This window comes from Streptomyces sp. A 4/2, assembly GCF_940670765.1.
GTDB lineage: Bacteria > Actinomycetota > Actinomycetes > Streptomycetales > Streptomycetaceae > Streptomyces.
Map to the genome: position 1 here is coordinate 64718 of NZ_CALNVW010000034.1, position 13536 is coordinate 78253.

Annotated in this window: 16 protein-coding genes; 12 read left to right on the forward strand and 4 right to left on the reverse strand. The window is 72.2% G+C overall.

The features are described from left to right. The first annotated feature begins 50 nt into the window (after positions 1–50). Genes NBY69_RS24990 through NBY69_RS25000 form a run of 3 tightly spaced genes read left to right on the forward strand, consistent with a single transcriptional unit; the run spans position 51 to position 2582 of the window. Positions 51–1022 carry an ABC transporter ATP-binding protein gene (locus NBY69_RS24990; protein ID WP_250303869.1) on the forward strand — a complete coding sequence of 324 codons (972 nt, stop codon included), beginning with the start codon at positions 51–53 and terminating at the stop codon, positions 1020–1022. Then, on the forward strand, positions 1019–1834 hold the full coding sequence (locus NBY69_RS24995; protein ID WP_374211329.1) for an ABC transporter permease: 816 nt from the start codon (positions 1019–1021) through the stop codon (positions 1832–1834). Before NBY69_RS24990 ends, NBY69_RS24995 begins: the two co-directional genes overlap by 4 nt. 34 nt (positions 1835–1868) lie before the next feature. Next, positions 1869–2582, forward strand: coding sequence for an ABC transporter permease (locus tag NBY69_RS25000; RefSeq protein ID WP_250303728.1), 714 nt, complete (start codon positions 1869–1871; stop codon positions 2580–2582). Positions 2583–2668: 86 nt separating this feature from the next. Here NBY69_RS25000 and ybaK read toward each other — a convergent pair whose 3' ends face one another. The 4 genes from ybaK to NBY69_RS25020 form a co-directional block, all read right to left on the reverse strand. Then, positions 2669–3166: a Cys-tRNA(Pro) deacylase gene (gene ybaK, locus NBY69_RS25005; protein ID WP_250303729.1), complete on the reverse strand. Its 498-nt coding sequence runs from the start codon at positions 3164–3166 to the stop codon at positions 2669–2671. A gap of 166 nt (positions 3167–3332) precedes the next feature. Beyond that, positions 3333–4076, reverse strand: coding sequence for an LON peptidase substrate-binding domain-containing protein (locus NBY69_RS25010; protein WP_250303730.1), 744 nt, complete (start codon positions 4074–4076; stop codon positions 3333–3335). 5 nt (positions 4077–4081) lie between these two features. Continuing rightward, complete coding sequence (locus tag NBY69_RS25015) at positions 4082–5140, reverse strand: hypothetical protein (protein WP_250303731.1); 1059 nt, start codon at positions 5138–5140, stop codon at positions 4082–4084. Between the two features lie 216 nt (positions 5141–5356). Continuing rightward, on the reverse strand, positions 5357–6895 hold the full coding sequence (locus tag NBY69_RS25020; protein WP_374211337.1) for an oxidoreductase: 1539 nt from the start codon (positions 6893–6895) through the stop codon (positions 5357–5359). 184 nt (positions 6896–7079) lie between these two features. Here NBY69_RS25020 and hisD point away from each other — a divergent pair, with 184 nt between their 5' ends. The 9 genes from hisD (at position 7080) to NBY69_RS25065 (ending at position 13514) form a co-directional block, all read left to right on the forward strand. After that, positions 7080–8402 carry a histidinol dehydrogenase gene (hisD, locus tag NBY69_RS25025; RefSeq protein WP_250303733.1) on the forward strand — a complete coding sequence of 441 codons (1323 nt, stop codon included), beginning with the start codon at positions 7080–7082 and terminating at the stop codon, positions 8400–8402. Continuing rightward, the gene (locus NBY69_RS25030) at positions 8399–9505 is read left to right on the forward strand and encodes a histidinol-phosphate transaminase (RefSeq protein WP_250303734.1); all 1107 of its coding nucleotides are present in this window, start codon (positions 8399–8401) and stop codon (positions 9503–9505) included. The genes hisD and NBY69_RS25030 overlap by 4 nt, the downstream gene beginning before the upstream one ends. Before the next feature lie 5 nt (positions 9506–9510). Beyond that, the gene (gene hisB, locus NBY69_RS25035) at positions 9511–10104 is read left to right on the forward strand and encodes an imidazoleglycerol-phosphate dehydratase HisB (RefSeq protein ID WP_250303871.1); all 594 of its coding nucleotides are present in this window, start codon (positions 9511–9513) and stop codon (positions 10102–10104) included. Positions 10105–10106: 2 nt separating this feature from the next. Continuing rightward, on the forward strand, positions 10107–10277 hold the full coding sequence (locus NBY69_RS25040; RefSeq protein WP_250303735.1) for a hypothetical protein: 171 nt from the start codon (positions 10107–10109) through the stop codon (positions 10275–10277). After that, positions 10274–10915 (forward strand): imidazole glycerol phosphate synthase subunit HisH, encoded by a 642-nt coding sequence (gene hisH, locus NBY69_RS25045; protein WP_250303736.1) that lies wholly within the window; start codon positions 10274–10276, stop codon positions 10913–10915. Before NBY69_RS25040 ends, hisH begins: the two co-directional genes overlap by 4 nt. Then, positions 10915–11652, forward strand: a complete 738-nt coding sequence (gene priA, locus NBY69_RS25050; RefSeq protein WP_250303737.1) for a bifunctional 1-(5-phosphoribosyl)-5-((5-phosphoribosylamino)methylideneamino)imidazole-4-carboxamide isomerase/phosphoribosylanthranilate isomerase PriA — start codon at positions 10915–10917, stop codon at positions 11650–11652. Before hisH ends, priA begins: the two co-directional genes overlap by 1 nt. Further along, positions 11649–12044, forward strand: coding sequence for a RidA family protein (locus NBY69_RS25055; RefSeq protein ID WP_250303738.1), 396 nt, complete (start codon positions 11649–11651; stop codon positions 12042–12044). Before priA ends, NBY69_RS25055 begins: the two co-directional genes overlap by 4 nt. Then, on the forward strand, positions 12041–12796 hold the full coding sequence (gene hisF, locus NBY69_RS25060) for an imidazole glycerol phosphate synthase subunit HisF (RefSeq protein WP_250303739.1): 756 nt from the start codon (positions 12041–12043) through the stop codon (positions 12794–12796). The genes NBY69_RS25055 and hisF overlap by 4 nt, the downstream gene beginning before the upstream one ends. 124 nt (positions 12797–12920) lie before the next feature. Next, positions 12921–13514 (forward strand): helix-turn-helix domain-containing protein, encoded by a 594-nt coding sequence (locus tag NBY69_RS25065; protein WP_250303740.1) that lies wholly within the window; start codon positions 12921–12923, stop codon positions 13512–13514. The last annotated feature ends 22 nt before the right edge of the window (positions 13515–13536 follow it).

The window sequence follows — 13536 nt, forward strand, 5'->3', positions numbered from 1 at the left end:
GTTCGGGGCCGCGGAACCCCGTAGGCTCGTCCCTCGTGAGTACGGGCAATGTGTGCGTGGTGCGCGATCTGGTGAAGACGTACCCGGCCGCGCGCGGCAGGCGCGGGACCCCCGCCACGCCCGAGGTACGCGCCACCGACGGGATCTCCCTCACGGTGCGGCGCGGCGAGATCTTCGGACTCCTCGGGCCCAACGGCGCGGGCAAGTCCACCCTCGTACGCCAGCTCACCGGCCTGATGCGCCCCGACTCGGGCAGCGTCGACGTCCTCGGCCACGATCTCGTACGGCACCCCGAGCGGGCCGCGCGGCTCCTCGGGTACCTCGGGCAGGAGTCGACGGCGCTCGACGAGCTGACCGTCGCCCTCGCCGCCGAGACCACCGGACGGCTGCGCGGACTCGCCACCCGGGACGCGCGCAGGGAACGGGACGCGGTCCTGGAGGAGCTCGGCATCACCGACATCGCCGGACGGCCCCTGAAGAAGCTCTCCGGCGGACAGCGGCGGCTCGCCTGCTTCGCCGCGACGCTCGTCGGGGACCGCCGGCTGCTCGTCCTGGACGAGCCGACCACCGGTATGGACCCGGTCGCCCGGCGCGCGGTGTGGGCCGCGGTCGACCGGCGGCGGGCCGAGCACGGGGCGACCGTCCTGCTCGTCACCCACAACGTCATCGAGGCCGAGACCGTGCTGGACCGGGTCGCCGTGATCGAACGCGGACGGGTGATCGCCTGCGACACCCCCGCCGGACTGAAGGCCGAGATCGCGGGCGAGATCCGGGTCGAACTGGTCTGGCGGGAACGGGCGCCGCTCGACATCCCCGAGGTCGCCGCACTGCGCGAGGCCGCCCAGGAGTCGGGGCGCCGCTGGGTGCTGCGGCTGCCCCCCGACGAGGCGCGCGCCGCCGTCGCGGCCGTGACCGGCGGGCCCGCCTTCACCGCACTCGACGACTTCACGCTGTCCACGCCGAGCCTGGAAGACGTCTACATGGCGCTCGGCGGCCGTACGAAAGGGCTGGTCAAAGCGTGACCACCGTAGTCTCCGCGCAGCCGGTGACCCCGGCGCGCAGCGAGCCGGAGGGCTCCCCGGCGCCGCTCGCGCCACGGGCGCGGCTGCTGCCCGCGCTCGCCGCCGTCTACCGGGCGCAGCTGTCCCGCGCCCGGGTGGCCCGTATCCCGCTGCTGTTCGTCGCGACCTTCCAGTCCGTCGGGATCATGGTCCTGATGCGCGGGGTGGTCGACGGGGGAGACGAGGCGCGGGCCGTGGTGGCGGGCTCGTCCGTCCTGGTCGTGGCCTTCGTCGCGCTCAATCTGCTCGCGCAGTACTTCGGGCAGTTGAGGGCGAGCGGCGGACTCGACCACTACGCCACGCTCCCGGTGCCGCCCGCGTCCGTGGTGCTGGGTACGGCCGGGGCGTACGCCTCCTTCACCGTGCCGGGGACGGTGGTCACCGCCGTCGTGGGGTCCGTGCTCTTCCAGCTGCCGCTGGCGCACCTCTGGGTGCTCGCCGCGGTGATCCCCCTGTCGGGGGCGGCGCTCGCCGGTCTCGGCGCGGCGCTGGGGCTGCTCGCGCCGCGCCAGGAACTGGCTACGCTGCTCGGCCAGTTGGGCATGTCGGCCGCACTGCTGCTGGGCGTACTGCCGGCCGGGCGGCTGCCCGAGCCGATCGCGTACGCACGTGATCTGCTGCCCTCGACCTACGGTGTGGAGGCGCTGGCCCGTACGTTCGGCGACCACCCCGACTGGTCCGCGACCGGGATCGACCTCGCGGTCTGCGCGGCCGTCGGCGTCGTGTCGCTGGCCGTCGCGACCTGGGCGTACCGGCGGGCGGCGGTCCGGTGAGGCGGCACACAGGGCTGCCTGGCACGATGGCAGAGTGACCGCGCCACTGACACCTCCGCAGCCGCCGCCGAACGACGACCCGTGGCACCGGGGTCCTACGGGAGCCACCCCCTGGCCGGGTCCGGCCGAGGACGAAGGGCCCGGGACCTGGGCGGAGCTGGGACAGGCGGCTCTCGTCGCCCTCCTGGTGACGGTCGCGGGCATCCTGCTCGGCGTCCTGTGGCTGTGGCTCGCGCCGCGCGTCCCGCTGATCTCCGACGGCAAGAACGTCTACCTCAAGGACTCCGAGGGCGAGCAGGCGATCGGCGCGGACGGCACGTTCGCCCTGCTCGGCCTGGCGTTCGGGGTGGTGAGCGCGGCCGTCGTCTTCCTCTGCCGCAAGCGCGGCGGAGTACTGCTGGTGCTCGGCCTCGCGCTGGGCGGACTGCTCGGCTCGCTGGTCGCCTGGGGCATCGGCACCTGGCTCGGACCGACGCACGACGTGGTCGCGGCGGCCAGGGCGGCGGGCAAGGGCGTCACGTTCGACGCACCGCTGAAACTGGCGGCCAAGGGGGCGCTGCTGGCCTGGCCGGTGGCGGCGATGGTTGTGCATCTGGGCGTCACCGCGGTGTTCGGGCCGCGGGACCCCGAGCCGGTGTGGACGCACCCGTACGGAGGACCGGACGGGACGCCGCCGCCCGCGCCGGACGCAACGCCGCCGCCCGCGCCGGTGCCACCGGGCGCGGGGGACGGGCCCGCAGGGGCGTAGTACGCGTCGGCCCGGCGGGCGCCCCGCACCGCGCGGCGCCCGCCCCGGTCCGCACCCGCCCCGGCCCGTCCGCGTCCGGCGACCGCCTACGCGCGCCCGATCGGCGCGACCACCGCTGCCGTCAGCCCCGCCAGATCACCCGGCGCCAGCTCGACCTCCAGGCCCCTGCGCCCCGCCGAGACACAGATCGTGGTGTGCGCGGAAGCGGAGGCGTCCAGCACCGTCCGCAGCTGCTTGCGCTGGCCCAGCGGGGAGATGCCGCCCCGGACATACCCCGTGGTGCGTTCCGCGGCCACCGGATCCGCCATCGCCGCACGCTTGCCCCCCACCGCCGAGGCCAGTGCCTTCAGGTCCAGGGAACCGGCCACCGGCACGACGGCCACGGTCAGCTCGCCGTCCACATCGGCCACCAGCGTCTTGAAGACCCGGTCCGGAGTGACCCCCAGCGCTTCGGCCGCCTCCTCGCCGTAGGACGGCGCGGCCGGGTCGTGCTCGTACGTGTGCAGGGTGTACGCCGTGCCCGCCGCGGTCAGCGCGACCGTGGCGGGGGTGCCGCCCGACTGCTTCTTCGCCTTCTTCGCCACGGGGGCTGCTCCTCGGATCGGTGATGCGGTGATGCGGTGATGCGGTGATGCGGTGATGCGGTGACGCGTGTTGCGGTGACGCGTGTTGCGGTGACGCGTGTTGCGGTGACGCGTGTTGGGGTGACGCGGTGATGCGCGATGCGGTCGTCCGGAGGCGATCGGTGCGTCAGTTGAGGTTCGTGGGCGACCGGGTCAGATCCGTGGCGGGCAGCGAAGGCAGGTGCCGGATCATCGCGGTCTCGGCCCGCAGCAGTTTCAGCTCCTCGCGCAGCCGCGTCGCGATGTCCGGTGCCTCCAGCAGCCGCTGCTTGGCGGGTACGTCGAGCACGGTCGCCGCCGCCACCAGGTACGAGACCACCGAAGGCTCGTCCGGCAGTTCGGCGCCGGTGGTGAGGGTGCGCTCACGGGCCCCCGCCAGCCGCTTCTGGTACGCGCGGAAGGCCTGCAGCACGCCGTCCGCGAGCGCGCCCGCGTCGTCGCCGGACTCCTCCGGGAGCTCCTCGACCTCAGCCGTCAGATACGGGCCACTGGCGTCCACCGAGTGCAGCCGGACCCGGGCCGTGCCGGTGGCCAGCACCTCGAAACTGCCGTTGTCGCGCTCACGGATCGTCGCCGCGTCCGCGATGCAGCCGATGCGGTGCAGCGCCTGGATCGGGTCGTCGCCGAATCCGGCCGCCGGTCCGGGCTCGGGGACCGCGGCCCCACCCGGCAGACCGGGCAGCGTCGGCGCGACCTCCCGCCCGTCCCGGATGGCGACCACCGCGAAACGGCGTGGCTCCGCCTCGTCGTCCACCTTGAGCAGGTCGCGCATCATGGCGCGATAACGCTCCTCGAAGATGTTCAGAGGCAGTACGAGGCCCGGGAACAGCACCGTGTTCAGCGGGAACAGGGGGAGGCGCGCGGTGGTCACAGCGGTCAAGCGTAATGGCCGCGAGGGCGGGCGCGCCCCGGCCGCCCGCGCTGCGGACCCCCCGGGGCGGCCAGCAGGCGTGCCCTGGCGCGCAGTTCGAGGAAGCGGCCCAGCGGATCGTCGCTGAGCTGCGCCCACGGGAACGAGGTCACCTCGGGGCCGATCAGCCGGAACTGCTCCGCCGCGTCGGCCCACCGCTCCTGGCTGATCAGCACGTACACCAGGAGATTGCGTACCTCGGCGTACCGGATGTCGCCCGCCTCGTGTCCGGCGGACAGCGCGACGGCCCGGTCGGCCGCCGCCTCGATCCGCTCCCGGGCGACCGCGAGGTGCCCGCCGCCGAGGAGATAGGCGAAGGCCGCCCGTACCGGCAGCGCCTCTACCAGCGACCCGGGCGGGGCGTCGTCCGCGGCCTGTTCGGCGAAGTCGAAGCATTCCCGGTGCGATCCGTACCACTGCGCCGAGAGGTACTGGAGCGCGGCGACATGGCAGCCGTAGTGCCGGGACGAGCGGCGCAGCGCCTGTTCCCAGAGGGACTCGAACGCCGAGTGCGTCGCATGCACCCCGCGCGCGTGGTCCAGGGCGATGCGCCAGGGCACCGGGTCGCGCGGATCGCCCGCCGCGGCCGAGTCGATGAGCGGACCCACCTCCCGCAGCCGCTCGGCGCGCGCGGGCGAGTCCCAGGCCTTGAGCACGGCCAGCTCGGCCTTGACGAGCAGCGCGTCCGGGTCGTACGGCGCGGTGCGCAGCCAGTCCGCCAGCCACTCGGGCCGGCTGTGCGTGAACACCGCCAGCCGGGCGGTGAAGCGGTCCCGGTCCTCCCACTCGGCGGCGTCCCGCGTGGCGGCCAGCAGCTCGGCGGCCGGCCGGTGGTCACCCACCGCGGCGGCCACGAGCGCGGGCGCCAGCCGCGCGCCGGGGTCGTCGAGCAGCACCTCGTTGTCGTCACGCGCCCCGACGGCAGGCTCCGCCCGCCCGTGCCGCAGTCTGCGCGACGCGGAACCGGTCAGGGAGCGAAGGGACGTCAGATACGGCAGCCGAGGCAGATGAGGCAGATAGGACATGGTGCGGACCATTGAAATCCGCAGGTGAGGAGGGAGCCAGGGGCAAGCTGTGAAGCTTTGGTATCGGCGTGGTGGTTGTACGGGCGGAGGTCAAGGCAAGGCAAAGCCCCGCCGGATCGGGCCGGTGCCGCACCGCCCCTGTCCTGCCCCTGTTCCGCCCTGCGCGATCCCTCTGCGGGATCCCTCCCGCGCGCGATCCTCTGCGGGATCCCCCTGCTATCCCCTGCGCAGCAGCCGGGTCGCGCCGGTCGCGACCGTCGTGGCCAGGATCCAGCCCAGCACGATCAGCGCGGCGGCGGCCCACTGCCAGCCGCCGCACAGTTTCCAGTAGCCGTCCTGGCCGAGATTGATCACCGGGATCAGCAGATCCAGCGCGTACAGCGCGGCGTTCCACTGCGGGTGCCCGTCCGCGTTCATCGGCGCGGGGTCGTAGTGCGAGAACGCCAGGGTGCCCGCCGCCCACAGCACCGCCATCCACAGCGCGGCCCGCCCGGGGCGGTAGCCGTACGCCACCGTCCAGTCCTGGAGGTAGCCCCATATCTTGGCGGCGAGCGGCAGCGTCTCGCGCCGCCTGCGCTGTTTGGCCAGCAGCACCTCGCGGGCGTCCGCGTCCTCGCCGCTGTTGCGGAGCACCGACGCCAGCCGTTCGTACGGCTCCGGCGCGTACTCCGGGGTCGCGGCCGACACCCACTCCAGGCGGCTGGCCAGCGGGAAGTGGCCGACCGGGATGAGGTTCTCGTAGGTGAAGCCGCCCATCGCCAGCCCGCCGGGGCCCGGCCAACTCGCCGACATGTCGACCAGGTTGACGACCTTGGCACCCGAGAGCACCACCCGCCCCCGCTCCGGGCGGTCCCCGAGGAAACGCAGCTCGGGCGTCTGGATCCGGCGCAGCGAGAGCTCCTGGTCGCTGCGCATCCGGAACTTCGCGCTCCGTAGATCCACGGCGTCGCCGAACCGCCCGTCGTCGAGCCGTACCCCGCCGACGCACTCGAAGGGCTGGAGCCGGGTGCCGAACTCCGGGGTCGGCCCGATGCCGTACGGGGGAGTGGTGCTGGTGCCCGCGCCGTCCGGTGCCACCCCGGCCGCCGTCAGATAGAGCGTGCGCTCCACCGACAGCTGGGGAGCGTTCAGCGCCCGCCGCCCGTCCGGATTGAACAGCCTGCTGCCGTTCAGGCTCAGCGAGACGCCGATCCGGGCCGCCCGCAGACTCACCTCGCCGTACGACTCGATCATCTCGGCCTGCAGGTCCTGCGCGACGTACAGCCCGTCGGCCGCGATCGAGCGGCCCTTGCGGTCCGGGTGCACCACGATCATGTTGATCAGCAGGTCCGTGCCGATCTGCGCGTCGGTCAGCCGGATGCCGTGGGCCACCCGGCAGCGCGGCAGATGCAGATCACCCTCGGTGTGCAGCCGGGCCGCCTCCAGCCGGGGAACGGCGCAGCCGACCATACGGACCGTGGTGACCCGGCACTCGGGCAGCAGCACCTCGTCCTCGAAGCGGCAGTTGGTCAGCTCCACGTACGGCTTGACCGTGCCGCCCGCCAGATCCAGCGCGCCGGTGATCTGGACACCGCTGAGCTTGAGCGCGGCGACCCGGCCCGCCAGCGCCTGCGGCCCGCTGAGCAGCAGCAGGGCCACGACACGCGCGCGGACGGTGCGTTCCGGGCCCCAGGTGCGCTCCGAGAACGGGTTGTCCATGACCGGGTTGCGGGTGCGCAGATCGTAGGTGGACCCGTTCCGGAACGCCTGCCACATGCCCAGCTCGGCGCCGGTCAGCCAGTCGGGCGCGTCGTTGTCGTACTGCGCTTCGGTCACTGCCGCCCCCTCCCGCCCACGAGTGATGGAGTGAACGCTAATGGTCACCTTCGGGGGGCTGGGTGTGTATCAGCCACTGATACAGGCGACCGGACGCCCCGGGCGGTCTGAGAGAATTGGTTGCATGATCTCCCGAATCGATCTGCGCGACGGTGCCCTCCCCGAGGGTGGCGCCCTGCGTGACCTGCTGCCCCGTGCCGACTTCGACGTGAGCGCCGCCCTGGAAAAGGTGCGGCCGATCTGCGAGGACGTGCACCATCGCGGTGACGCGGCGCTGGTCGAGTACGCGGAGCGGTTCGACGGAGTGCGTCTGGCACAGGTACGGGTGCCCGCCGAAGCGCTGCGGACCGCCCTGGAACAGCTCGACCCGGAGGTACGGGCGGCGCTGGAGGAGTCGGTCCGGCGCGCCAGGCTGGTGCACGCCGCGCAGCGCCGCAGCGAGCACACCACCCAGGTCGTTCCCGGTGGCAAAGTGACCGAGAAGTGGGTACCGGTCGAGCGTGTCGGGCTGTACGCGCCGGGCGGACGCTCCGTCTACCCCTCCTCCGTGATCATGAACGTGGTCCCCGCGCAGGAGGCGGGCGTCGAGTCCATCGCGCTCGCGTCCCCGGCCCAGGCCGAGTTCGGCGGGCTGCCGCACCCCACGATCCTGGCGGCCTGCGCGCTGCTCGGCATCGACGAGGTGTACGCGGCGGGCGGCGCCACGGCCGTCGCGATGTTCGCGTACGGCACCGAGTCCTGCCCCCCGGTCAACATGGTCACCGGCCCCGGGAACATCTGGGTCGCCGCCGCCAAGCGGTACTTCACCGGCCGGATCGGGATCGACGCCGAAGCGGGCCCGACCGAGATCGCGGTCCTCGCCGACTCCACCGCCGACCCCGTGCACGTCGCCGCCGACCTGATCAGCCAGGCCGAGCACGACCCGCTGGCCGCCGCCGTCCTGGTCACCGACTCGGCGGAGCTCGCCGACGCGGTCGAGAAGGAGCTCGCCCCGCAGGTCGCCGCGTCCAAGCACATCGAGGACCGGATCGTCCCCGCCCTGGAGGGCAGGCAGTCCGCGATCGTCCTGGTCGACTCGGTCGACGACGGCCTGCGGGTCGTCGACGCGTACGGCGCCGAACACCTGGAGATCCAGACCGCCGACGCCGCCGCGGTGGCCGCCCGGGTCCGCAACGCCGGAGCGGTCTTCGTCGGCCCGTGGGCCCCGGTCTCGCTCGGCGACTACTGCGCCGGGTCCAACCACGTGCTGCCCACCGGCGGCTGCGCCTGCCACTCCTCGGGCCTCTCCGTCCAGTCGTTCCTGCGCGGCATCCACATCGTCGACTACACCCGCGACGCACTCGCCGAGGTCACCCACCACGTGGTGACGCTCGCCGAGGCCGAGGACCTGCCCGCGCACGGCGCGGCGCTCAAGGCCCGGTTCGGATGGCAGGTGCCGACCGCATGACCCGCATCGACGACCTGCCCGTACGCGACGAACTGCGCGGCCAGTCGCCTTACGGGGCGCCCCAGTTGGACGTCCCGGTACGGCTGAACACCAACGAGAACCCGTACCCGCTGCCCGAGGCGCTGGTCGACCGGATCGCCGAACGCGTCCGGGAGGCGGCCCGCACCCTCAACCGCTACCCGGACCGGGAAGCGGTCGAGCTGCGCACCGAGCTGGCCAAGTACCTCAGCCGCACCGCCGGACACGAGGTCACCGCCGCCCACGTCTGGGCGGCGAACGGCTCCAACGAGGTCATCCAGCAGCTGCTCCAGACCTTCGGCGGACCGGGGCGCACGGCGATCGGCTTCGAGCCCTCGTACTCGATGCACGCGCTCATCGCGCGCGGCACCGGCACCGGCTGGATCTCCGGCCCGCGCCACGAGGACTTCACCATCGACGTCGCGGCGGCGACCCGCTCCATCGCCGAGAACCGGCCGGACGTCGTCTTCATCACCTCGCCGAACAACCCCACCGGCACCGCGGTCGACGCCGGTACGGTCCTCGCGCTGTACGAGGCCGCGCAGGCGGCGGGCCCCTCGATGGTCGTGGTGGACGAGGCGTACGGCGAATTCAGCCACGCTCCCTCGCTGCTCCCGCTGATCGAGGGCCGCCCGAACCTGGTGCTCTCCCGCACCATGTCCAAGGCGTTCGGCGCCGCCGGGCTGCGGCTCGGCTACCTCGCCGCGGACCCCGCGGTCGTCGACGCCGTCCAGCTGGTGCGGCTGCCGTACCACCTCTCGTCCGTCACCCAGGCCACCGCGCTCGCCGCCCTGGAGCACACCGATACGCTGCTCCAGTACGTCGAGCAGCTGAAGGCGGAGCGCGACCGGATCGTCGTCGAGCTGCGCGCGGCCGGATACGAAGTCACCGCGTCCGACGCGAACTTCATCCAGTTCGGCCGGTTCGACGACGCCCGTGCCGCCTGGCGGACCATCCTCGACCACGGGGTCCTCATCAGGGACAACGGGGTTCCCGGGTGGCTGCGGGTCTCCGTGGGCACCCCGGCCGAGAACGACGCGTTCCTCGAAGCGGCACGCGCACTGCACAAGGAGATCACCGCATGACCCGCGTGGGCCGCATCGGACGGGTGGAACGCACCACCAAGGAGACCTCGGTCGTCGTCGAGATCAATCTCGACGGCACCGGCAAGGTCGATGTGTCGACAGGCGTCGGCTTCTACGACCACATGCTCGACCAGCTCGGCCGCCACGGCCTCTTCGACCTCACGGTCAAGACCGACGGCGACCTGCACATCGATTCCCACCACACCATCGAGGACACCGCCCTCGCGATCGGCGCCGCCTTCAAGCAGGCGCTCGGCGACAAGGTCGGGATCTACCGCTTCGGCAACTGCACGGTGCCGCTGGACGAGTCGCTCGCCCAGGTCACCGTGGACCTCTCGGGCCGCCCGTACCTGGTGCACACCGAGCCGGAGAACATGGCTCCGATGATCGGCGCGTACGACACGACGATGACCCGGCACATCCTGGAGTCCTTCGTCGCCCAGGCACAGATCGCACTGCACGTCCACGTACCGTACGGGCGCAACGCCCACCACATCGTGGAGTGCCAGTTCAAGGCCCTGGCGCGGGCGCTGCGTTACGCGTCCGAGCACGACCCGCGAGCAGCGGGCATCCTTCCTTCTACCAAGGGCGCGCTGTAAGCATGACTGGCCTCAACACCATTCTCATCGTCGTCGGCCTCTTCCTCGCCGGCGGCGTCTACTCCTTCGCCAAGCAGAAGATGCCCGCGGGCCTCATCGTGCTGCTCTCCATCGGCGCCGTGATGTGCCTGGCCGCGGGTGTGATGCGCATCCAGGGAATCTGGACGACATGAGCACACCGAAGAAGGTCGTCGTACTCGACTACGGCTTCGGCAATGTCCGCTCCGCGGAGCGGGCGCTCGCGCATGTCGGCGCGGACGTCGAGATCACCCGTGACTTCGACCGGGCGATGAACGCCGAGGGGCTGCTGGTCCCCGGCGTCGGCGCGTTCGCCGCCTGCATGAAGGGCCTCAAGGAGGCCCGCGGCGACTGGATCGTGGGCCGCAGGCTCTCCGGTGGCCGCCCCGTCATGGGCATCTGCGTCGGGATGCAGATCCTCTTCGAGCGCGGCATCGAGCACGGCGTGGAGACCGAGGGGCTCGACGAGTGGCCCGGCACGGTCGGCCCGCTCAAGGCCGACGTCGTACCGCACATGGGGTGGAACACCGTCGAGTCCCCTGCCGACTCGCAGCTCTTCGCCGGGCTCGACGCCGAGGCGCGTTTCTACTTCGTGCACTCCTACGCGGCGCACGACTGGTCCCTCGAAGTCACCAACGCCCGGATCCGCTCGCCCCGCGTCACCTGGGCCACCCACGGGGAGCGCTTCGTGGCGGCGGTCGAGAACGGCGCGCTGTGGGCCACCCAGTTCCACCCCGAGAAGTCCGGCGACGCCGGCGCCCAGCTGCTGACCAACTGGATCGGAACCCTGTGATGTCCGCCTTGCAGAAGAAGCTCGAACTCCTCCCGGCCGTCGATGTCCGTGACGGCCAGGCGGTCCGCCTCGTCCACGGCGAGTCGGGCTCCGAGACCTCCTACGGCTCGCCCCTCGAAGCCGCGCTCGCCTGGCAGCGCGCGGGCGCCGAGTGGCTGCACCTGGTGGACCTCGACGCCGCCTTCGGCACCGGCGACAACCGGAAGCTGATCGCCGAGGTGTCGGCGGCCATGGACATCAAGGTCGAGCTGTCGGGCGGCATCCGCGACGACGCCTCGCTGGCCGCCGCGCTCGCCACCGGCTGCACCCGGGTCAACCTGGGCACCGCCGCGCTGGAGACCCCCGAGTGGGTCGCGAAGATCATCGCCGAGCACGGCGACAAGATCGCGGTCGGCCTCGACGTACGCGGCACGACCCTGCGCGGACGCGGCTGGACCCGGGACGGCGGAGACCTCTACGAGACCCTCGCCCGACTCGACTCCGAGGGCTGCGCCCGCTACGTCGTCACCGACATCGCCAAGGACGGCACACTCCAGGGCCCCAACCTGGAGCTCCTGAAGAACGTCTGCGCCGCCACCGACAAGCCTGTCGTCGCCTCCGGCGGCGTCTCCTCGCTCGACGACCTGAGGGCCATCTCCGCGCTCGTCCCCACCGGCGTGGAGGGCGCGATCGTCGGCAAGGCGCTGTACGCCAAGGCGTTCACCCTGGAAGAGGCCATCGAAGCGGTGTCGTCATGACGGAGGTCCGCAGGATCGCGTCGGGTGGCCCCTGGGAGGATTCCATCGGCTACTCCCGCGCGGTGGAACTCCCCAACGGCCTGGTCCTGGTCGCCGGCTGCACCGCCATGGCCAACGGCCGGATCGCGGAGGGCGGCCCCTACGAACAGGCCGTCGCCGCGTTCGGCACGGCCTTCGACGCGCTCAAGGAACTCGGCCTCGGCGTCGCGGACGTGGTCCGTACCCGGATGTACGTCACCCACGCCCGGGACGTCCAGGACGTCGGCCGCGCCCACAAGGAACTGTTCGACGAGGTGCGCCCGGCCGCGACGATGGTCATCGTCGCCGGCCTCATCGACCCCAGCCTGGTCGTCGAGGTCGAGGTCGAGGCGTACCGGGGAGGAGCGGCATGACACTCGCCGTACGGGTCATCCCCTGCCTGGACGTGGACAACGGCCGCGTCGTCAAGGGCGTCAACTTCCAGAACCTGCGCGACGCGGGCGACCCCGTCGAGATGGCCAAGCTGTACGACGCCGAGGGCGCCGACGAGCTGACCTTCCTGGACATCACCGCGTCGTCCGGCAACCGCGAGACCACGTACGACGTGGTGCGCCGCACCGCCGAGCAGGTCTTCATCCCGCTCACCGTCGGTGGCGGGGTGCGGACCGCGGAGGACGTCGACAAGCTGCTGCGCGCGGGCGCGGACAAGGTCGGGGTGAACACCGCGGCCATCGCCCGCCCCGAACTCATCCGCGAGATCGCCGAACGCTTCGGCCGCCAGGTGCTGGTCCTGTCGGTCGACGCCCGCCGCGGCGCCGACGGATCCTTCGAGGTCACCACGCACGGCGGTCGCCGGGGCACCGGCATCGACGCCGTCGAATGGGCGCACCGGGCCGCCGAGCTGGGCGCGGGCGAGATCCTGCTCAACTCGATGGACGCCGACGGCACCAAGGACGGCTACGACACCGAGATGATCACTGCCGTACGCAAGCACGTGACCGTCCCGGTCATCGCGAGCGGCGGCGCGGGCACCCTGGACCACTTCCCGCCCGCGATCGCCGCCGGCGCCGACGCGGTGCTCGCCGCGTCCGTCTTCCACTTCGGTGACCTGCGGATCTCGCAGGTCAAGGACGCACTGCGGGAAGCCGGTCACCCGGTGCGGTAGAGCTGCCGCTGTCGCGGAGAAACCCCCTGGTCCCTCGGGCCAGGGGGTTTTCGTTCGGAGAATCCGCAACAGAAGTTGCGCAACATTTATTGCACAACTTTTCTTTCCCACCTACCGTGAGGGCATGGCCGACACACCGCAGGAACCGCGCAGGATCACCGACCTCGACACCCTCAAGGCCTTCGGGCATCCGCTGCGCATGCGGCTCTACCGCGCGCTCTACATCGCCCGTACCGCCACCGCCTCCCAGCTCGCCGACCAGGTCGACGAGGCCGTCTCGCTGGTCAGCTACCACCTGCGCAAGCTCGCCGACCACGGGCTGATCGAGCCCGCCGAGACGCAGAGCGGCGACGCCAGGGAGCGGTGGTGGCAGGTCGCCTCGCAGTCCCTGACCTACCGGGACGAGGACTTCAGCGACGCCCCGGAGCGGGCCGCCACGCATGCGGCCGTCAGCCGGCTCTCCTTCGACCAGCACAGCGAGATGTACCGGGGCTACCTCGACGCCCAGTCCGTCTGGCCCGCCGAGTGGCGCAGCGCCGCCTTCAGCAGCGAGTACCTGCCCCGGTTCACCGCCGGTGAACTCGCCGCGCTCAGCCGGGAGATGGACGAGCTGATCCAGAAGCACAGCGACAGCGCCCGCGCGGCCGAGCGGGCCGGTGAGACGGACGGGCGCGAGAACGTCGCCCTCCACCTGTACGGCTTCCCGTTCCGCAACTGAGCCCCTGCACCTGAGCCCCCGC